Annotated in this window: 20 protein-coding genes; 9 read left to right on the top strand and 11 right to left on the bottom strand. The window is 69.0% G+C overall.

Annotated elements, in window-relative coordinates:
- Positions 1-7: 7 nt before the first annotated feature.
- Both grpE and hrcA read right to left on the bottom strand, forming a co-directional pair.
- A complete protein-coding gene (gene grpE, locus OXQ95_RS11740; protein ID WP_267381683.1) occupies positions 8-538 on the bottom strand; it encodes a nucleotide exchange factor GrpE in 531 nt (176 codons plus the stop codon).
- 26 nt (positions 539-564) lie between these two features.
- Positions 565-1,608, bottom strand: coding sequence for a heat-inducible transcriptional repressor HrcA (gene hrcA / locus OXQ95_RS11735; protein ID WP_242096772.1), 1,044 nt, complete (start codon positions 1,606-1,608; stop codon positions 565-567).
- Positions 1,609-1,690: 82 nt separating this feature from the next.
- On the opposite strand from hrcA, the gene rph reads away from it, so the two are divergent.
- Both rph and rdgB read left to right on the top strand, forming a co-directional pair.
- Positions 1,691-2,407: a ribonuclease PH gene (gene rph, locus OXQ95_RS11730; RefSeq protein ID WP_267381682.1), complete on the top strand. Its 717-nt coding sequence runs from the start codon at positions 1,691-1,693 to the stop codon at positions 2,405-2,407.
- Positions 2,404-3,030 carry an RdgB/HAM1 family non-canonical purine NTP pyrophosphatase gene (rdgB, locus tag OXQ95_RS11725; RefSeq protein WP_267381681.1) on the top strand — a complete coding sequence of 209 codons (627 nt, stop codon included), beginning with the start codon at positions 2,404-2,406 and terminating at the stop codon, positions 3,028-3,030. The genes rph and rdgB overlap by 4 nt, the downstream gene beginning before the upstream one ends.
- Positions 3,031-3,124: 94 nt before the next feature.
- Here the strand turns inward: rdgB and OXQ95_RS11720 are convergent, their stop codons facing one another.
- On the bottom strand, positions 3,125-3,577 hold the full coding sequence (locus OXQ95_RS11720) for a VOC family protein (protein WP_267381680.1): 453 nt from the start codon (positions 3,575-3,577) through the stop codon (positions 3,125-3,127).
- Positions 3,578-3,719: 142 nt separating this feature from the next.
- Between OXQ95_RS11720 and hemW the strand changes: the two genes are divergently transcribed.
- Complete coding sequence (gene hemW / locus OXQ95_RS11715; protein ID WP_267381679.1) at positions 3,720-4,892, top strand: radical SAM family heme chaperone HemW; 1,173 nt, start codon at positions 3,720-3,722, stop codon at positions 4,890-4,892.
- Positions 4,893-4,897: 5 nt separating this feature from the next.
- On the opposite strand, the gene OXQ95_RS11710 is transcribed toward hemW, so the two are convergent.
- A complete protein-coding gene (locus OXQ95_RS11710) occupies positions 4,898-6,082 on the bottom strand; it encodes a penicillin-binding protein activator (RefSeq protein WP_242097049.1) in 1,185 nt (394 codons plus the stop codon).
- A 16-nt stretch (positions 6,083-6,098) separates the two neighbouring features.
- Between OXQ95_RS11710 and rsmI the strand changes: the two genes are divergently transcribed.
- The 4 genes from rsmI (at position 6,099) to OXQ95_RS11690 (ending at position 8,633) form a co-directional block, all read left to right on the top strand.
- Positions 6,099-6,947: a 16S rRNA (cytidine(1402)-2'-O)-methyltransferase gene (gene rsmI / locus OXQ95_RS11705; protein ID WP_267381678.1), complete on the top strand. Its 849-nt coding sequence runs from the start codon at positions 6,099-6,101 to the stop codon at positions 6,945-6,947.
- On the top strand, positions 6,944-7,297 hold the full coding sequence (locus OXQ95_RS11700) for a YraN family protein (RefSeq protein ID WP_242096766.1): 354 nt from the start codon (positions 6,944-6,946) through the stop codon (positions 7,295-7,297). The genes rsmI and OXQ95_RS11700 overlap by 4 nt, the downstream gene beginning before the upstream one ends.
- A 49-nt stretch (positions 7,298-7,346) precedes the next feature.
- Positions 7,347-8,294 carry a glutathione synthase gene (gene gshB, locus OXQ95_RS11695; protein WP_267381677.1) on the top strand — a complete coding sequence of 316 codons (948 nt, stop codon included), beginning with the start codon at positions 7,347-7,349 and terminating at the stop codon, positions 8,292-8,294.
- 144 nt (positions 8,295-8,438) lie between these two features.
- Positions 8,439-8,633 carry a hypothetical protein gene (locus OXQ95_RS11690; RefSeq protein ID WP_267381676.1) on the top strand — a complete coding sequence of 65 codons (195 nt, stop codon included), beginning with the start codon at positions 8,439-8,441 and terminating at the stop codon, positions 8,631-8,633.
- 64 nt (positions 8,634-8,697) lie between these two features.
- Here OXQ95_RS11690 and OXQ95_RS11685 read toward each other — a convergent pair whose 3' ends face one another.
- Entirely contained in the window at positions 8,698-8,991 is a 294-nt protein-coding gene (locus tag OXQ95_RS11685; protein WP_242096763.1) for a hypothetical protein, read from the bottom strand.
- 107 nt (positions 8,992-9,098) lie between these two features.
- Positions 9,099-9,986: a tyrosine recombinase XerC gene (locus OXQ95_RS11680; protein ID WP_267381675.1), complete on the bottom strand. Its 888-nt coding sequence runs from the start codon at positions 9,984-9,986 to the stop codon at positions 9,099-9,101.
- A 116-nt stretch (positions 9,987-10,102) separates the two neighbouring features.
- Between OXQ95_RS11680 and OXQ95_RS11675 the strand changes: the two genes are divergently transcribed.
- A complete protein-coding gene (locus OXQ95_RS11675; RefSeq protein ID WP_267381674.1) occupies positions 10,103-11,512 on the top strand; it encodes a diguanylate cyclase in 1,410 nt (469 codons plus the stop codon).
- 49 nt (positions 11,513-11,561) lie between these two features.
- Positions 11,562-13,730: a primosomal protein N' gene (locus tag OXQ95_RS11670; protein WP_267381673.1), complete on the top strand. Its 2,169-nt coding sequence runs from the start codon at positions 11,562-11,564 to the stop codon at positions 13,728-13,730.
- A gap of 160 nt (positions 13,731-13,890) precedes the next feature.
- On the opposite strand, the gene OXQ95_RS11665 is transcribed toward OXQ95_RS11670, so the two are convergent.
- The 5 genes from OXQ95_RS11665 to OXQ95_RS11645 all read right to left on the bottom strand — a co-directional run bounded on the left by OXQ95_RS11665 (position 13,891) and on the right by OXQ95_RS11645 (position 18,711).
- Positions 13,891-14,142, bottom strand: coding sequence for an ATP synthase F1 subunit epsilon (locus OXQ95_RS11665; protein WP_242096759.1), 252 nt, complete (start codon positions 14,140-14,142; stop codon positions 13,891-13,893).
- An 11-nt stretch (positions 14,143-14,153) separates the two neighbouring features.
- Complete coding sequence (gene atpD, locus OXQ95_RS11660) at positions 14,154-15,635, bottom strand: F0F1 ATP synthase subunit beta (protein ID WP_242096758.1); 1,482 nt, start codon at positions 15,633-15,635, stop codon at positions 14,154-14,156.
- 24 nt (positions 15,636-15,659) lie between these two features.
- Entirely contained in the window at positions 15,660-16,538 is an 879-nt protein-coding gene (locus OXQ95_RS11655) for a F0F1 ATP synthase subunit gamma (protein WP_267381672.1), read from the bottom strand.
- An 85-nt stretch (positions 16,539-16,623) separates the two neighbouring features.
- Positions 16,624-18,153 carry a F0F1 ATP synthase subunit alpha gene (gene atpA, locus OXQ95_RS11650; RefSeq protein WP_242096756.1) on the bottom strand — a complete coding sequence of 510 codons (1,530 nt, stop codon included), beginning with the start codon at positions 18,151-18,153 and terminating at the stop codon, positions 16,624-16,626.
- A gap of 3 nt (positions 18,154-18,156) precedes the next feature.
- Positions 18,157-18,711, bottom strand: a complete 555-nt coding sequence (locus tag OXQ95_RS11645) for a F0F1 ATP synthase subunit delta (RefSeq protein WP_242096755.1) — start codon at positions 18,709-18,711, stop codon at positions 18,157-18,159.
- Between the last annotated feature and the right edge of the window lie 38 nt (positions 18,712-18,749).

Raw genomic sequence — 18,749 nt, 5'->3', positions numbered from 1 at the left:
ACCTTCGTCAACCCGCCTTCGCTACCGCCACCAGCGCAGGGCGCAGCAGGCGGTCCTTCAGCATATAGCCGGGCTGCATTTCCTGGACGATCGTGCCGGGCGTCGCGTCGCTCGGCATCTCCATCATCGCCTGGTGCTTGTTGGGATCGAGCGGCTCGCCCATCGCGGCGATCCGGGTGATGCCGTTACGCTGGAACACCGAGGCGAGCTCGCGACCCGTCGCTTCCAGCCCCGCGACGAGGCCCTTCATCTTGTCGTCGGCGCGCAGCTCGGCCGGGATCGCGGCCAGTCCGCGCTCCAGATTGTCGGCGACGGACAGGATGTCGCGCGCGAAGTTCGTGGTGGCATAGGCGCGGGCGTCCTGCGCCTCCTTCTCGGCGCGGCGGCGTACATTCTGCACCTCGGCCTGGGCGTAGAGGACATTCTGCTTCGCTTCGGCCAGCTGGTTCTCCAGCTCGGCCACGCGATCGTGCTCGGCTACTTCGGGTGCGGCCTCGGCCGTCGCATCGCGCAGGTCGGTGTTCTCGGTATCGGTCACTGCATTTCCCTGTAATATCGAAGGCATCAGCCCATGAGCCGGGCGAGCGCGCCGGCCGTAAAATCCACCATGGGCACGACGCGCGCATAGTTCAACCGCACCGGCCCGATCACGCCCACCACACCGAGCACGCGCCCGCCCGGCCCACAGAACGGCCGTGCGATGACGGACGATCCCGACAATGCGAACAGATTGTTCTCCGCGCCGATGAAGATTCGCGTGGCGTTGCCGGCGCGCGCGCTGTCGAGCAGGCCGGCCACCTCCTGCTTGCCCTCCAGATCGTCGAGCAGGTCGCTGACGCGTTGCAGGTCCGCGGCATCCGCCGCGTCGATCAGCCGCCCCTGCCCGCGCACGATCAGCACCGGGCGGCGACCGGCATCCTCGCTCCACACCGCGATCCCGCGTTCCACCAGCGTGCGCGCGGCGCCATCGATCGCGGCGCGGCCATCCGCCAGTTCGCGCTCGAGCCGCGCCCGCGCCTCGGCCAGCGTCAGTCCGCCGAGCGTCGCGCTCATGTAATTGCCCGCCTCGACCAGCGCGGAGGGGTTCATGCCCGGCGGCAGCGCGATCATCCGGTTCTCGACCGATCCGTCCTGGCTGACGAGCACCGCCATCGCCTGTTCGGCGGACAGGGGCACGAAACCGATCGAGCGGAGCACGATCTCGCGCCGCGGCACCATCACCAGCCCCGCGCAGGCCGACAGGCCCGACAGCGCCGCGGTGGTGGCGGCGAGCGCCTCCTCGACCGGGCCGCCGCCACCCGCGCGCCGTTCGATCGCGGCCTGTTCCTCGGCGGTCGGCTCCAGCGCCTGCATCATGCCGTCGACGAACAGCCGCAGGCCGCGGTCGGTTGGCAGCCGGCCCGCGCTGGTATGCGGACTGGCGAGGAGGCCCAACTCCTCCAGTTCCTGCATCACGCCGCGGATCGAGGCGGGCGACAGGCTGATCCCGGAAATCTGCTGGATGGTGCGCGACCCCACGGGGGCGCCGTTCGCCAGATAACTGTCGACCACCGCGCGGAAGATCGCGCGCGCACGATCGGTGAGCTCGGTGACGGGAAGCGCGGCCATGCCCCCGATCTAGGCTGGCGAGCGCCGATGTGAAAGGCTAGGCCGCGGCGACATTATTCACCGTTGCAACAGGATCATGCCCATGCGCCCATCCGGCCGCGCCCCAGACCAGATGCGGGCGATCAGCATCGAACCCCGCTTCACCCGCCATGCGGAAGGCTCGGTGCTCATCGGCTTCGGCGACACCAAGGTGCTCGTCACCGCCTCGATCGAGGAGCGCGTGCCGCCCTTCCTGCGCGGCAAGGGCGAAGGCTGGGTGACGGCGGAATATGGCATGCTGCCCCGCGCCACGCACACCCGCGGCAACCGCGAGGCCGCCAAGGGCAAGCAATCGGGCCGCACACAGGAGATCCAGCGGCTGATCGGCCGCTCGCTGCGTTCGGTGGTGGACATGAAAGCGCTCGGCGAACGCCAGATCGTGCTCGATTGCGACGTGATCCAGGCCGATGGCGGCACGCGGACCGCCTCGATCTCGGGCGCGTGGGTCGCGCTGCGTCTCGCGGTCGACGGGCTGATGGCGAGCGGCAAGCTCACGGTCGATCCGATCCGGCAGAAGGTCGCCGCGGTCAGTTGCGGCATCTACCAGGGCACGCCGGTGCTCGATCTCGATTATGACGAGGATTCGAACGCGGACGCCGACGGCAATTTCGTGCTGCTCGAAAACGGCAACATCGCCGAGGCGCAGGCCACCGCCGAACATGCCACCTATGACGAGGAGGCGCTGCTTCGCCTGCTCCGCCTCGCCCGGATCGGCTGCACCGACATCTTCGCCGCGCAAGCCAACGCGGTCGCACGGTGAGCGGGGAAGGTCGGGAGCCGCAGGCGATCCGCAAGCTGAAGCCGGGCCGGCTGGTGATCGCCAGCCACAATCCCGGCAAGGTGCGCGAGATCGGCGCCCTGCTGGCCGGACACGGAATGGACGTCGTGTCGGCCGCCGAGCTCGACCTACCCGAGCCCGAAGAGACGGGGGTCACCTTCGTCGCCAATGCCGAGCTGAAGGCGCTTCAGGCGGCCGACCTGTCGGGCCTGCCGGCGCTGGCGGACGACAGCGGGCTGTGCGTCGATGCGCTGAACGGCGATCCCGGCATCTTCTCGGCGCGCTGGGGCGGGCCGGACAAGGATTTCGACCTCGCGATGCGGCTGGTCGAAGACCGGTTGAACGAAGAGCCGGACATGGCGCGCTCCGCCCATTTCGTCTGCGCGCTCGCGCTCGCCTGGCCCGACGGCCATGTCGAATGGTTCGAGGGGCGCGTCGACGGCACGCTCGTCTGGCCGCCGCGCGGGGACAAGGGCTTCGGCTATGACGCGATGTTCCAGGCCGATGGCCGCGACGACACCTTCGGCGAAATGGATCCGGATGCCAAACACGCGATCAGCCACCGCGCCGATGCGTTCGGGCAACTGGTGGCGGCGGTGTTCTAAAGCACCGGGCGTAGGCTCAATGCCGCGGGCGTGACTGGCCGCTCGAGCGCGATTGCGAAGGTGAGGTTGGCGGCACGGTTTTCAGCGTCTCGCCTCAGCCCCGCTTCGGTTGCCAGAGCTCGACCTTGGTCCCGTCCGGGTCTTGGATCCAGGCAAACCGGCCGAACGCATCATCGTCGTCGCGCTTGAGGATCGCAACGCCGTGTGCAGTCAGCCGCGCGACCATCGCATCCATGTCGTCGACCGCGAAGTTCACCATGAAATCGCGGTTCGACGGGGCCAGATAGTCGCTGGTGTCCGGGAACGCCGTCCACGAAACTTTCGGAGGATGGCCCGGCGTATCGAACGGCAATGCCGCCCCGCCCCATGCTTTGACATCGAGGCCGAGCATGTCGCGATACCAGTTCGCGAGCGCCTTCGGATCCTTGCTCTTGACGAATATGCCGCCGATGCCGGTGACGTGACCTGCTTGCTCAGCCATTGCGTGTTCCTGATACGTGAGCGTGACCGCGAGAACCAGCGCGATCCGGGCAAGTTGCTTGAGCATGACCCGTCCCCTGTTTGATGCCCGACCGGCGGTGCGTCCGGTGGACAGCATAGGCCAGTCTTTGGTGGAGGAAAATGCGCGAACGCGCATCCATTGTAACGCGCTTTGATCTGGCCTTGCTTCGGCCCATAGCGCGCGCACCATGAACGCCGCCGAACCCCCGCTCGCGCTCTACGTCCACTGGCCGTTCTGCGTCTCCAAATGCCCTTATTGCGACTTCAACAGCCATGTGCGCGATGAAGTGGATCAGGCCGCTTGGGCCGCCGCTCTGCTCGCCGACCTTCGCCACGAGGCGGCGATGCTGCCGGGGCGGCGGCTGGGCTCGATCTTCTTCGGCGGCGGCACGCCATCGCTGATGCCGCCCGCGACCGTCGCCGCCGTGCTGGACGCGGCCGAGCGCGCCTGGGGCTTCGATGCCGGGATCGAGATCACGCTGGAGGCGAACCCCTCCTCGGTCGAGGCCGCGCGGTTCACCGATCTGGCGGCGGCGGGGGTGAACCGGGTATCGCTGGGGTTGCAGGCGCTCGACGACGCGACGCTCGCCTTTCTGGGCCGCGCGCACGGCGTGGAGGAAGGCCTCGCCGCGCTCGGGATCGCGCAGGCCGTGTTCCCGCGCGTCAGCTTCGACCTGATCTATGCGCGCCCCGGCCATCGGCTGGCGGAATGGAACGCCGAACTCGCTCGCGCGATCGGCTTCGGCACCGAGCATCTCTCGCTCTACCAGCTCACGATCGAACCCGGCACGCGCTTCGCGACCGAGGCGGCGGCGGGGCGGATCGTGGTGCCCGACGGCGACACCGCCGCCGACCTGTTCGAGATGACTCGCGCGATGACGGCGGCGGCGGGGCTTCCCGCCTACGAAACCTCCAACCATGCGCGGCCGGGCGGGGAGAGCCGCCACAATCTCGCTTATTGGCGCTACACCGATTATGCCGGGATCGGCCCCGGCGCGCATGGCCGGCGCGGCGGAATGGCGACGATGCGCCGCCGCAAGCCCGAGAATTGGATCGCCGCGGTGGCGCGCAATGGACACGGCATCGAGATCGAGGATCCCCTCACCCCGCACGAGCGCGCGAGCGAGGCGTTGCTGATGGGGCTCCGGCTGCGCGAGGGGATCGGCGTCGCGCGGGTGGCGGCGCTGGCGGGCGGCACCGCGCCGCTCGACTGGCCGGCGATCGGGCGGATGGAAGCACAGGGTCTCGTCCACCACGAAGGCGACCGGCTGCGCGTGACCGAAGCGGGCGCGCTGCTGCTCGACGCGATCCTGCCGGAGATCGTGACCGGCGCCCCCGCCCCGGGCCTATCGATCGCGTAACGGCATCACCGCCCGAACCCGCTCGGCGCGGGCGAGACGATCGTCGCGCCGCCGGGATGCACCTCCTGCACCTCCAGCGCGCGTTCGGCGACGCCGTCGCGGCCGAAGCGGAACGCGCCGTCGATCCCCGAAAATCCGTCCGCATCGCGCAGGCGGCTTTCCGGAAAAGGCGTTCCCACCCGCCAGTCGCGCGCGATCCGCACCGTCAGCAGCACCGCGTCATAGCCGAGGCTCGACAGGCGATACGGCCCGCTGGCGAAGCGCGCGCGGTATTTGCCCGCATATTGCCGGTAGAGCGTGTCCGACACGCTCGCGAACCACGCTCCGGTCAGCGCCGCGCGGCTGCCGAGCGCGCCGTCCGAATTCCACAATTCGGTGCCGAGGATCCGGGTCGAGGCACCGCTGCCCTTCTTCACCAGCGGCGTGGCGGCTGCCGCGGTCGCGCCCGAATCGGCGATCAGCACCGCGCCATAGGGGGCCTTCGCCACCAGCCGATTCGCCGCCGCACCGATCGCGCCAGGCGTGCGACCATAGGTCTGGAGCGAGACGACCTGGCCGCCGCTGCCCTCCACCGCGCGCAGGAACGCGGTCGACGCGCGCTCGCCATAGAGGCCGTTGGGGACGAGCCCGGCAAAGGTGGTGACACCGCGTCCCTTGGCGAAATCGACCACGCGCTGGATCGACTGCGCGGGCGCATAGCCCATCACATAGGTGCCGTTCCCCGCCACACCGGTGTCGTTGGAAAAGCTGATGACGGGGACGTTCGCCGCGTGCGCGATCGGCCCCACCGCGCGTGCATCCTCGGCGAGCAGCGGCCCCAGGATCAGTTGCGCGCCGTCCGCGATGGCCCGCTGCGCCGCCGCGGCGGCCCCGGTCGCGGTGTCGTAATTGGTGATCCGCACGCGGTCGTTCTGCGTGTCGAGCAGCGCCAGCATCGTCGCGTTCGCGATCGACTGCCCCACGCCCGCATTGCCGCCGGACAGCGGCACGAGCAGCGCGACGCGGTTGCGCTGCGCATCCTGAGTCACGTTCGTCTCGACGCGCGGCTGGGCACGCGGCGCGGCGCGGGTGGTGGCGCGCGGTGGCGGCGCCTCGACCGGTGCGCGCGGCACCAGCGTCTGGCATGCGGCCAGCAGACACGCCGCGCCGATCGCGCTCCAGCGCCGCCATGCCATCCGCGTCTGTCCCATCGTTCCCGCCTCTGGCATGATCGTCCCCATGGATTCTTCTGTTCTCTCCCCCGGTCTCTACATCGTCGCGACGCCGATCGGCAATCTCGGCGACCTTTCCCCCCGCGCGGCGCACGTCCTGGCGCATGCCGACGCGATCGCGGTGGAGGACAGCCGGGTCACCGCCGGCCTGCTCCGCCACATCGGCACCAAACGCCCGATGACGCCGTACCACGATCACAATGCCGAGGCCGTCCGCCCCGGCCTCGTCGCGCGCATGGGGACCGAGGCGATCGCGCTCGTCTCGGATGCGGGCACGCCGCTCATCTCCGATCCCGGCTTCAAGCTGGTGCGCGATGCGCGCGCGGCGGGGCATCTGGTCGTCACCATTCCGGGGCCGTGCGCCGCGGTCGCCGCGCTGACGCTGGCCGGATTGCCGACGGACCGGTTCCTCTTCGTCGGCTTCCTGCCGCCGAAAGCACAGGCCAAGACAGACGCGATCGACGAGATCGGCGGCGTCCGCGCGACGCTGGTGCTGTACGAATCGGGGCCGCGCCTCGCCGCCACGCTCGCGCTGCTCGCCGAGCGGCTGGGCGACCGCGAAGCGGCGGTGACGCGCGAGATCACCAAGCGATTCGAGGAGGCGGTGACGGGAACGCTCGCCGCCCTCGCCGCGCGCTATGCCGACGCGCCGCCCAAGGGCGAGATCGTGATCGTCGTCGCGCCGCCCGGCGAGCCGGTGCCCGCCAGCGAAGCGGATGGCGACGCCGCGCTCGCCGAGGCGCTCACCCGCCTCTCCCCGGGGCAAGCCGCGGGCGAGGTGGCCAAGGCGCTGGGGCTGGACCGCAAGACGCTCTATGCCCGCGCACTGGCGATGAAGGCGTGAGGGACCGCCGCATCGCCGAGGCCGCGGGCCGTCGTGGCGAGCGGCTCGCGGGATGGTGGCTGCGGCTGAAGGGCTGGCGGATTCTCGATCGGCGCGTGCGCACCCCGGCGGGCGAAGTCGATCTGGTCGCGCGGCGCGGCGCGCTGGTCGCCTTTGTCGAGGTAAAGCTGCGCGCCACCCCCGCCGAGCTCGATTTCGCGATCGACGAACGCCGCCTCGCGCGAGTCGCGGCGGCGGCCGAGATCCTCATGCCGCGCTATGCCGGCGCGGGCGACGATATCCGCGTCGACGTGATCCTCATCGCGCCCGGCATGCGGCCCCGACACATCGAGAATGCGTGGATGCCGTGACATTCGCGCCGCCCCGACCTACCTGCCGGCCATTCACGAAAGGTCTTCCATGCCACTCACCGTCGCCGTCCAGATGGACCCGCTCGCCGGCCTGAACATCGCCGGCGATTCCACCTTCGCGCTGATGCTGTCGGCGCAGGCGCGCGGGCACCGGCTGTTCCACTATCTGGCGGAGGACCTGACCTATTCGGACGGCCACCTCTGGGCCAAGGCGCACCCGGTGACCGTGCAGCGCGTCGCCGGCGATCACTTCCGGTTCGGCGAACCCGTGACGCTCGACCTGGGCGACGAGGCCGATGTCGTGCTGATGCGGCAGGATCCGCCGTTCGACCTGGGCTACATCACCGCGACCCATCTTCTGGAGCGGATCGCCGACCGCACGCTCGTCGTCAACGACCCCGCCAGTGTCCGCAACGCGCCGGAAAAGGTGTTCGTGCTCGATTATGCGCACTTCATGCCGCCGACGCTCGTCACGCGCAGCCTGGAGGAGGCGCGCGCCTTTCTCGACACGCACGGCGCGATCGTGGTGAAGCCGCTCCACGGCAATGGCGGCAAGGCCATCTTCAAGGTGGAGCGTGACGGCGCCAACCTCTCGGCGCTGGTCGAGGTGTTCAACATGACGTGGCGCGAGCCGCACATGATCCAGGCCTTCCTCCCCGATGTGGCGAAGGGCGACAAGCGCATCGTGCTGGTCGACGGCGAAATCGCGGGCGCGATCAACCGCTTGCCCGGCGAAGGCGAGATCCGTTCGAACCTCGCGGTCGGCGGCTCGGCGGTGAAGACCGAACTGACCGACACCGAACGCGCGATCTGCGCGGAGCTCGGCCCCGAACTGAAACGCCGCGGGCTGATCTTCGTCGGCATCGACGTCATCGGCGGCAAGTGGCTGACCGAGATCAACGTCACCTCCCCCACCGGCATCGTCGCGATCGAACGCTTCGACGGCACCGATGTCGCGGGCATGATCTGGGACGCGATCGAGGCGCGGCTGGGTTGAGGGCGCAGCGCGCGGTAAAGACGACAAGCAAATTCAAGCATTCGTCGGCGTCGCGACACGCCGGCCGATCCTCCCTCGCTTTTCCCATTGACGGCCGCTGCCATCCATCGCAGCTTCGGGAAAAATAAAAGGGAGAGGATCATCATGGATCGCACTGGAATCTTTGCCGTGGGGGCGTCGCTCGTCCTGCTTTCGGCCCTGCACATGCTCAACGCACCCAATTACACCATCGTGGTGCCCGTCGCGCTGTTCATTCTGGGGGTCGCGAAGCTGCTGATGTCCCGTCCCGCGAACGGGGATGCGATCGACCCGAGCTTCTCCCACTCGACCAAGGCCTGAGGCCGCGGGCGATCGGGGGGGCGCCGCCGATCGGCGATGCCCTCCCCTTCACGCTACCTAAGGATCAATGCGACGTCTTCACCGACGTCGACACGTCGCCGTTGGCGGAGCGCGTCGTTTCGCGGACGACCTTGGTCGTGCGCGTCTTGTGGCCCACCTTCACGCCCAGGATGCGCTTGGCGCGGCGGGTCTTGTGCTTGCGGACATGCACGACCTTCGTCGTGTGGGTGCGCATGCCGTCGTGCATGCCGGTGTCGTGGCTCACCTTCACCTCGTTCGTGGTCTGCGCCGTGGCGGGCATCGCCGCGGTCATAGCCAGCGCGGCGAGGATCGGGGCGGCGGTGCGGAAAAGCGTCATCATTCTATCCTTTCAGCGGGAGGAAGCTCCCATCGAACGCCGCCTCGGTACGGGGGCGTTACGAGCCACAATCCCCCAGCGCGCCATTCGCTCCATCGAGGCGCGGTTCACGCCCGGGGATGCGCGTTCCGGTACACGTCGAGCAGGTGCGCGGCGTCCACCGCGGTGTAGATCTGCGTCGAGCGCAAACTCGCATGCCCCAGCAATTCCTGGAGCGCGCGCAGATCGGCGCCGCGGCCGAGCAGGTGCGTGGCGAAGCTGTGGCGCAGCGCGTGCGGCGTGGTTCGCGCCGCCAGCCCCAGCCGCCCCCGCGCCGCGCGCACCGCCTGGCGCAGCACCCCCGGCGACAGCGGCCCGCCCTTCGCGCCGCGAAACAGCGGCGCATCGCGCGGGCATTCCCAGGGCACGCGTGCCACATAGGCCTCGATCGCGGCGCGCACCTGCGGCAACAGCGGCACCGTTCGCATCTTGTCGCGCTTGCCGGTGACGACGAGCGTGTCGCCGAGCGGCAGGATCCGCCCGGTCAGCGCCAGCGCCTCCCCGATGCGCAGCCCGGCGCCGTAGAGAAGAAGGAGGATTGCCCAATCACGCGCACCGATCCAGTCTTCGGCGGCATCGTCCGCCACCTCCTCCGCCAGCGCCACCGCTTCCGCCGGGGAGATGGGGCGCGGCACGCCCGGCTTCACCCGCGGCCCCTTCAATCGCGGCGTGGTGCCCTCGCCATTGGCCCAGGCGAGCAATCCGCGCACCGCCGAAAGTTCGCGCGCCGCCGAGGCGTTGCCCAGCCCCTCGCCCCGCCGATGCGCCAGAAAGGCGCGCAGATCGGCCGCGGTGACTCGGGCGAGTGCAGCCCGATCGACGCGCTCGCCCCAATGCGCCGACAGAAAGCCGATCAGCCGTTCCACGGTCGCTCCATAGGCGCGCACGGTGTGCGGCGAACGGCGGCGATCGCGCGCCAGATGCTCGCTCCACAGGATCGGCAGCGGGGTGTCCATCGCCGAGATGGATGCCCGCCCCGGCACCGGCGGGCAAGCGCAACTACATAATTTCCTTAACGTATATCCGGCTAAGCCCCGGAACTATGGTCATTCCCGAATCATCTTCCGACGCCATGGCCGACGAGACTGGACGGCTGGCGGCGCTCCACGCGCTCGACCTCATGGACAGCCTGCCCGAGCGCGAGTTCGACTCGGTCGTGGCGATCGCCACGCGGCTGACCGGCCTGCCGATCGCCGCCATCACGCTGGTCGATCGCGACCGAGCGTGGACGAAGGCCGTCGAAGGCGCCGAATGCTTCGCAGAACCCCGCTCCATCGCCTTTTGCAACTGGACGATCACGACCGAGGGGATGACCATTTTTCCGGACGCCGCGGTCGATCCGCGATGCGAGGGACGGTTGCATCATTATGGCAGCCATGGGCTGCGCTTCTATGCCGGCACGCCGCTCCATGCTCCGGGAGGCGAACGGATCGGCGCGCTGTGCGTGGCAGCATGCGAACCCGGCACCTTCACCGACGCGCAGGCCGAGGCGCTGACGCGGCTGGCGGTGCTGGTCGATGCCCTGATCGCCGCGCGCGCCATGGCTTCCGAAGCGGTGGCGATGACGCGCCTGAGCGAGCGGCGCGAACGCCAGTTGCAGCAGGCCCAGCGGTTGGCGATGATCGGATCGTGGCGGCTACGCCTGGCCGACGAGGCGATCGAATGGTCCGAGAATGTCTACCGGATCCACGGTCTGCCGGTGGGCGATACGCCGCCGCTGGGCGGTGCGCTCCAGCAATATCCGCCGCACGCCCGCGCCCTGGTGACCGGCGCGCTGGCGCACACGATCGAAACCGGCACGCCGTTCGACCTGGAAACGGATTTCCTGAATACCGCCGGCGAAGCGCGCCGGGTGCGGATCATAGGCGAACTGGAAACCGCAGGCGGCGAGCCCGAGGCGCTGGTGGGCGTGTTCCAGGACATCACCGACCGCCATGCGATGGAGGAGGGGCTGCGCCGCCGCGCCGACCGCGACGAACTGACCGGCATCGCGAATCGCGCCGCGTTCGACCGCACGCTCGCCGAGCGGATCGCGGCCGCGCATGCCGAGGACACCCCGCTCGCGCTCGTGCTGATCGATCTCGACGGCTTCAAGCAGATCAACGACACGCTCGGCCATCTGGCGGGCGACGACGTGCTGCGCGGCATCGGGCAGCAGCTCGGCGAAGCCTGGCTTGGCGGCAGCTTCGCGGCGCGGCTCGGCGGCGACGAATTCGCGTTGATCGTGGACGATCCCCGTCTTGCCGCAGACCCGAACGCGCTGGCCGCTCGAGTCGAAGCCGCCTTGCACATGCCCGTCACCGCGAACGGGCTGACGATGGCCGCTTCGGCAACAGTCGGCGCTGCCCTGCTGCCGGGCGATGTGGAGGCGGTGCGCGACTTCGTCCATCTGGTCGATACGCGCCTCTACGCGGCCAAGCGGATCCGGATCGGCGAGCGCCGCCGCGACGAGCGCCGCCGCGGCATCCAGCACGCCGCCTGACGGTCCGAAGGCTTCACCTTGCAGGCGGGGCGCCCCATATACCGCGCCGATGTCCCGCGCCCGCGTCCTGCTCCTCAACGCCGCTCTCGGGCCGCTCGACTACCGCGTGCCGCACGGCATGACGGTCCAGCCCGGATCGGTGGTGATCGCGCCGCTCGGGCCCCGGCAGTTGCTGGGCGTGGCGTGGGAACCGGAGCGGATGCCGTCCGACGCAGAGGTGGGCGACAACCGCCTGCGCCCGCTGCTGGGCGTCGCGGACGTGCCGCCGCTGCGCGCCCCGCTGCGCCGGCTCGTCGAATGGACCGCGGCCTATTATCTCAGCCCGCCCGCCGCGGTGCTGCGCATGACGCTCGCCTCCACCTCCGCGCTGGAGGGCGCGCGCACCGCGACCGAATACCGCGCCACCGGCACCATCCCGCCCCGCCTCACGCCACAGCGCGAACAGGCGCTGGCCCGGATCGGCGACCGCCAGGGGCTGATCCGCGAACTGGCGACGATCGCGGAGGTTTCGGACGGGGTGATCCGCGGCCTGGTGAAATCGGGCGCGATCGAGGCGGTGACGGTGGCGATCGACAGCCCCTTTCCCCGGCCCGATCCCGGCCATGCCGTGCCCATCCTCTCGCCCGACCAGCAGGCCGCCGCGGACACGCTGGTGGCTGGCGTCGAGGCGCATGCCTTCGCCCCCACGCTGCTCGACGGCGTGACCGGTTCGGGCAAGACCGAGGTATATTTCGAAGCGGTCGCCGCCGCGATCCGCGCCGGCCGCCAGACGCTCGTCCTGCTTCCCGAGATCGCGCTGACCGAGCCGTTCCTGAAGCGCTTCCACGATCGCTTCGGCTGCGAACCCGTCGCCTGGCATTCGGGCCTGCGCTCGACGCAGCGCCGCCGCGCGTGGCGCGCGATCGCGGACGGGCAGGCGCTGGTCACGGTCGGCGCACGGTCGGCGCTGTTCCTGCCCTATGCCGATCTCGGGCTGATCGTGGTGGACGAGGCGCACGAGACGAGCTTCAAGCAAGAAGAGGGCGTGCATTATCACGCCCGCGACGTGGCGGTGATGCGTGGCAAGTTCGAGCATTGCCCCGTCATCCTCGCCTCCGCCACGCCCGCGATCGAGACGCGCCAGCAGGTGGCGCTCGGCCGCTATGCCGAGCTGAAGCTGCCAGGCCGCTATGGCGTCGCGGAGATGCCGACCATCGAAGCGATCGACCTGATCGAGCAGCCGCCCCAGCGCGGCACCTGGATCGCACCGCCGCTGGTGAAGGCGCTGGAGGAGACGTTCGCCCGGCGCGAACAGTCGCTGCTGTTCCTCAATCGCCGCGGCTATGCGCCGCTCACGCTGTGCCGCACCTGCGGCCACCGCTTCCAATGTCCCAATTGCACCGCGTGGATGGTGGAGCATCGCCTCGTCCGCCGCCTTGCCTGCCATCATTGCGGCCATGTCATGCCGACGCCGCGCGCCTGCCCCGAATGCCAGGGCGAGGACACGCTCGTCGCCTGCGGCCCCGGCGTGGAGCGGATCGCCGACGAGGTGACCGCGCTGTTCCCCGAGGCGAAGGTCGCGGTGGTCACGTCGGACACGATCTGGTCCCCCGCCAAGGCGGCCGAGTTCGTCGGGCGGATGGAGGCGGGCGACATTGACATCGTCGTCGGTACGCAGCTCGTGACCAAGGGCTATCATTTCCCCAATTTGACGCTCGTCGGCGTGATCGATGCCGACCTGGGGCTGGAAGGCGGCGACCTGCGTGCGGCGGAGCGCACCTTCCAGCAGATCCGCCAGGTGTCCGGCCGCGCCGGGCGTGGCGCCAAGCCCGGCCGCGTGTTCATCCAGACGCACAGCCCGCGCGCGCGCGTGATGCAGGCGCTGGTGACGGGCGACGCGGACGCCTTCTACCATGCCGAGACCGAGGCGCGGCGAGACGCGGGCGCCCCGCCCTTCGGCCGCTATGCCGCGATCGTGGTGTCGTCCGAAGAGGCCGCCGCCGCGCAGGACGCCGCCACCCGGATCGGCCGCGCCGCGCCCGACGTGGAGGGCATGCACGTCTATGGCCCCGCGCCCGCGCCGCTTTCGATGCTGCGCGGCCGCCATCGCCACCGGCTGCTGGTGCACGCTCGCCGTGCGCTCGACGTGCAGGACGTGATCCGCGATTGGCTCGGCGGTGTCGAATGGTCGGCGAAGGTGCGGGTCAGCGTGGACGTGGACCCATATAGCTTTTTATGACCGGGGGCGGTTCGGCGATCAACACGACCCATCCGTTCGCCGGCGAAGACCGGGGCCCAGTTGGGAACCTCCGTGGCTTTCAGAAAAGCCTTTGCAACTGGACCCCGGCCTTCGCCGGGGAACAGTGTAGGAGAATATCGGCTATCGCTCGATAGTCTCCTTACAGCGCGCGTTCGGCCAGCACGGTCAGTCCGCGATCGTTCACTTCGGCGAAACCGCCCTCGATCACGATCGTCTCGGGCGCGGCGCCCTGGGTGCGCTGGATCACCAGCGCACCGTCGCGGATCGTCGACATGACGGGGGCATGGCCCTCCAGCACGCCGAAGTCACCCTCGGTGCCCGGCACCGTGACCATATACACCTCCTCCGAGCGGATCAGCTTTTCGGGGGTGACGAGTTCGAAATGGAGCATCGGGCTTTCCCTTACGCTTCCTGCGCCATCTTCTCGGCCTTGGCGACGGCTTCGTCGATACCGCCGACCATGTAGAACGCACTCTCGGGCAGATGGTCGTATTCGCCGTCGACCACCGCCTTGAACGAGCGGATCGTGTCCTCGATCTGCACGAACTTGCCGGGGATGCCGGTGAAGACCTCTGCGACGTGGAAGGGCTGCGACAGGAAGCGCTGGATCTTGCGAGCGCGCTGCACGGTCAGCTTGTCCTCTTCGGACAGCTCGTCCATTCCGAGGATGGCGATGATGTCCTGCAGCGACTTGTAACGCTGGAGCAGCGACTGAACGGCGCGTGCCGTCTCGTAATGCTCCTGCCCGACCACGCGCGGCTCCAGCACGCGGCTGGTCGAATCGAGCGGATCGACCGCCGGATAGATGCCGAGTTCCGAGATCGCGCGGTTCAGCGTCGTCGTCGCATCCAGATGCGCGAACGAGGTGGCCGGCGCCGGATCGGTGAGATCGTCCGCGGGAACGTAGATCGCCTGGACCGAGGTGATCGAGCCCTTGTTGGTCGAGGTGATCCGCTCCTGCAGCGCACCCATGTCGGTCGACAGCGTCGGCTGATAGCCCACCGCCGAGGGGATGCGGCCGAGCAGCGCCGACACTTCCGCGCCCGCCTGGGTGAAGCGGAAGATGTTGTCGACGAAGAACAGCACGTCCTGCCCTTCGGTATCGCGGAAATATTCGGCGATCGTCAGACCTGACAGCGCGACGCGCGCACGTGCGCCCGGCGGCTCGTTCATCTGGCCGAACACCAGCGCCACCTTGGAGCCGTCGGGCGTCGGATTGCCGTCCGCATCCTTGGCGATGACGCCCGCGTCGAGGAATTCGTGATAGAGATCGTTGCCCTCGCGGGTGCGCTCGCCGACGCCGGCGAACACCGACACGCCGCCATGGCCCTTGGCGATGTTGTTGATGAGCTCCTGGATCAACACGGTCTTGCCGACGCCGGCGCCGCCGAACAGGCCGATCTTACCGCCGCGCGCATAGGGCGCGAGCAGGTCGATCACCTTGATGCCGGTGACGAGGATCGCGCTCTCGGTCGACTGGTCGATGAAGGGGGGCGCCTCGGCATGGATCGGCGCGCGCATGTCGGTGCCGACGGGGCCGCGCTCGTCGATCGGCTCGCCGATCACGTTCAGGATGCGGCCGAGCGTCGCGGGGCCGACCGGCACCATGATCTGGCTGCCGGTGTCGCGCACCGTCTGGCCGCGGGTCAGACCCTCGGTCGCGTCCATCGCGATCGTGCGCACCGTGTTCTCGCCCAGATGCTGCGCCACCTCGAGCACGAGCCGGTTGCCGTTGTTGTCCGTCTCGAGCGCGGAGAGGATCGCGGGCAGGTTCTCGGGGAAATGCACGTCCACGACGGCGCCGATCACCTGGGCGATCGTGCCGACATTGTTGGTGCGGCCCGTATCCTGGGTCGGGCGGATGTCTTCAGCGGCGGTGGCCATTGCGGTTCTTCCTGCTTGCGATTCTTAGAGCGCTTCGGCGCCCGAGATGATTTCCACCAGCTCGGTCGTGATCGCGGCCTGGCGGGTGCGGTTATACTGGATCGAGAGGCGGTTGATCATGTCGCCCGCGTTCTTGGTCGCATTCTCCATCGCGTTCATCCGGCTGCCCTGTTCGGAGGCGGCGTTCTCCAGCATGGCGCGGAAGATCTGGATGGCGACGTTGCGCGGCAGCAGGTCGGCGAGGATCGCCTCCTCGTCGGGCTCATATTCGACCGCGGCGACGTTGCCGCCGGGCGCCGCCGCATCCTTGGGGATGGCGACCGGGATGATCTGCATGCCGGTCGGCTCCTGCACCAGCGCCGAGACGAACTTGGCGTAGAACAGATGCGCGACGTCGAACTCGCCCGCCTCGAAGCGGCGGATCAGATCCTGCGCCAGGCCCTGCGCATCGCCGAAACCGACGCGCTTGATCCCGCCCAGCTCGTAATCGGCGACGATCTGCGTCGGGTAGAAGCGGCGCAGAACGCGGCCCTTCTTGCCGGCGAGGTAGAAATGCACCGTCTTGCCCGCCGCCTCCAGCGCCTCGGCCTGCTTGCGCGCGGCGCGGACGATGTTGGTGTTGAACGCGCCAGCCAGGCCGCGCTCCGACGTGGCGACGACGATCAGATGGACCTGATCCTTGCCGGTGCCCGCCAGCAGCTTCGGCGAGGATTCGCTGACGCTCACCTTGGAGGCGAGGCTGGCCATCACCTGCTCCAGCCGCTCGGCATAGGGACGGCCGGCGACCGCCGCCTCCTGCGCGCGGCGCAGCTTGGCGGCGGCGACCATCTTCATCGCCTTGGTGATCTTCTGCGTCGACTTCACCGAGCCGATGCGGATCTTGAGGGCCTTGAGAGATGCCATTTAGCGCCTTCGTTCCCCGGCGAAGGCCGGAGTCCAGTCCAGAAGAAAGCCTGGTCCCCCGCCTCGGCCGGGGATCAGTCCATGATTACGCGAACGTCTTCGCGAATGCGTCCAGCGCCGATTTCAGCCCGGTCTTGGCTTCGTCTCCCAGATCGCGCGTGTCGCGGATCTTGGTCAGCACATCGGCGTGGTTGGCGCGCAGATCGGCGATCATCGCCGCCTCGTAGCGCACCACGTCCTCGACCTTCACCGCATCGAGATAGCCTGCGGTGCCGGCGAAGATCGACGCGGTCTGCTCCTCGAAGGGCATCGGCGAGAACTGCTTCTGCTTCAGCAGTTCGGTCAGGCGAGCGCCGCGCGCCAGCAGCCGCTGAGTCGAGGCGTCGAGGTCCGAGCCGAACTGCGCGAACGCCGCCATCTCGCGATACTGCGCCAGCTCCAGCTTGATCGAGCCGGACACCTTCTTCATCGCCTTGGTCTGCGCGGCGGAGCCGACGCGGCTGACCGACAGGCCGACGTTGATCGCCGGGCGGATGCCCGCGAAGAACAGATCGGTCTCGAGGAAGATCTGGCCGTCGGTGATCGAGATCACATTGGTCGGGATGTAGGCCGAGACGTCGCCCGCCTGCGTCTCGATGATCGGCAGCGCGGTCAGCGAGCCGCCGCCATTGGCGTCCGACATCTTGGCGGCGCGCTCCAGCAGACGGCTGTGGAGATAGAACACGTCGCCGGGATAGGCTTCGCGGCCCGGCGGGCGGCGCAGCAGCAGCGACATCTGGCGATAGGCGACCGCCTGCTTCGACAGATCGTCGAACACGATCAGCGCGTGCATCCCGCGATCGCGGAAATATTCGCCCATCGCGGTGCCCGTATAGGGCGCCAGGAACTGGAGCGGCGCAGGGTCCGACGCGGTCGCGGCGACCACGATCGAATATTCCATCGCGCCCTGCTCGGTCAGCGTGCGGACGAGCTGCGCCACGGTCGAGCGCTTCTGGCCGACGGCGACATAGACGCAATAGAGCTTCTTGCTCTCGTCGGTGCCGGCGTTGACGCCCTTCTGGTTGATGAAGGCGTCGATCGCGACGGCGGACTTGCCGGTCTGGCGATCGCCGATGATGAGTTCGCGCTGGCCGCGGCCGACGGGCACGAGCGCGTCGATCGCCTTCAGCCCCGACTGCATCGGCTCGCTGACCGACTGGCGCGGGATGATGCCCGGCGCCTTCACCTCGACGCGGCTGCGCTCGGTCGTCTCGATCGGGCCCTTGCCGTCGATCGGATTGCCGAGGCCGTCGACCACGCGGCCGAGCAGCCCCTTGCCGATCGGCACGTCCACGATCGTGCCGGTGCGCTTGACGACGTCGCCTTCCTTGATCTCGGCATCCGAGCCGAAGATCACGACGCCGACATTGTCGGCCTCCAGGTTGAGCGCCATGCCTTGCACGCCGTTCGCGAATTCGACCATCTCGCCCGCCTGGACGTTGTCGAGCCCGTAGATGCGCGCGATGCCGTCGCCGACGCTCAGCACCTGGCCGGTCTCGGAGACCTGGGCCTGGTCGCCGAAATTGCTGATCTGGTCACGGATGACCTTCGAGATTTCTGCGGCGCGGATATCCATGAATTAGCCTTTCATCGCGTGCGCGAGAGCGTTCAAACGGGTGCGGATCGAGCTGTCGATCATCTGGGAGCCGATGCGGACGACGAGCCCGCCGAGGAGATCGGGATCGACCGAGAGATCGACCGAGACCTCGCGGCCGACGCGGGTGCGCAGCTGCTGCTTCAGCGCGTCGACCTGGCCTTCGTCGAGCGGATGCGCCGACGTCACCTCGGCCGCGACCTCGCCGCGATGCGTGGCGGCCAGCGTGCGGAAGGCGCGCATGATCTTGGGCAGTTGGTCGAGCCGGCGGTTTTCGGCCAGCACGCCGAGAAAGCTGCGCGTCGTCGGGTCGAGGCCGAGCTGGTCGGCCGTCTGCGACACCGCCTTGGCGGCGTTGGCGCGCGAGACGAGCGGGCTCGTCGTCAGCGTGCGGAAATCGTCCGAAGCGGAAAGCGCGTCGCGAACCGTCGCGAGGCTCGCCTCGACCCGGTCGATCGCGTTCGCGTCGCGTGCGAGCTCGAACAGCGCCAGCGCATAGCGCCCGCCTAAGCTCGCCTGAATACCGCCGGATGCCTCCACGCGATTCGTTTCCTCGTTGCTCAACATTGCCGGGCCAA

This window comes from Sphingomonas sp. GC_Shp_6 (genome assembly GCF_026540835.1).
Classification (GTDB): domain Bacteria; phylum Pseudomonadota; class Alphaproteobacteria; order Sphingomonadales; family Sphingomonadaceae; genus Sphingomonas.
This window is presented reverse-complemented; position numbering and strand designations above follow the sequence as displayed.

Coding starts and splice junctions, on each gene's coding strand:
- OXQ95_RS11710 (WP_242097049.1), bottom strand. CDS start 6,082: ATGGGACAGACGCGGATGGCATGGCGGCGCTGGAGCGCGATCGGCGCG.
- OXQ95_RS11720 (WP_267381680.1), bottom strand. CDS start 3,577: ATGCTCAAGCAACTTGCCCGGATCGCGCTGGTTCTCGCGGTCACGCTC.
- OXQ95_RS11685 (WP_242096763.1), bottom strand. CDS start 8,991: ATGACGCTTTTCCGCACCGCCGCCCCGATCCTCGCCGCGCTGGCTATG.
- hemW (WP_267381679.1), top strand. CDS start 3,720: ATGAACGCCGCCGAACCCCCGCTCGCGCTCTACGTCCACTGGCCGTTC.
- rsmI (WP_267381678.1), top strand. CDS start 6,099: ATGATCGTCCCCATGGATTCTTCTGTTCTCTCCCCCGGTCTCTACATC.
- atpA (WP_242096756.1), bottom strand. CDS start 18,153: ATGGATATCCGCGCCGCAGAAATCTCGAAGGTCATCCGTGACCAGATC.
- rph (WP_267381682.1), top strand. CDS start 1,691: ATGCGCCCATCCGGCCGCGCCCCAGACCAGATGCGGGCGATCAGCATC.
- hrcA (WP_242096772.1), bottom strand. CDS start 1,608: ATGGCCGCGCTTCCCGTCACCGAGCTCACCGATCGTGCGCGCGCGATC.
- OXQ95_RS11665 (WP_242096759.1), bottom strand. CDS start 14,142: ATGCTCCATTTCGAACTCGTCACCCCCGAAAAGCTGATCCGCTCGGAG.
- OXQ95_RS11690 (WP_267381676.1), top strand. CDS start 8,439: ATGGATCGCACTGGAATCTTTGCCGTGGGGGCGTCGCTCGTCCTGCTT.
- gshB (WP_267381677.1), top strand. CDS start 7,347: ATGCCACTCACCGTCGCCGTCCAGATGGACCCGCTCGCCGGCCTGAAC.
- OXQ95_RS11670 (WP_267381673.1), top strand. CDS start 11,562: ATGTCCCGCGCCCGCGTCCTGCTCCTCAACGCCGCTCTCGGGCCGCTC.
- OXQ95_RS11675 (WP_267381674.1), top strand. CDS start 10,103: ATGGCCGACGAGACTGGACGGCTGGCGGCGCTCCACGCGCTCGACCTC.
- OXQ95_RS11680 (WP_267381675.1), bottom strand. CDS start 9,986: ATGGACACCCCGCTGCCGATCCTGTGGAGCGAGCATCTGGCGCGCGAT.
- OXQ95_RS11655 (WP_267381672.1), bottom strand. CDS start 16,538: ATGGCATCTCTCAAGGCCCTCAAGATCCGCATCGGCTCGGTGAAGTCG.
- atpD (WP_242096758.1), bottom strand. CDS start 15,635: ATGGCCACCGCCGCTGAAGACATCCGCCCGACCCAGGATACGGGCCGC.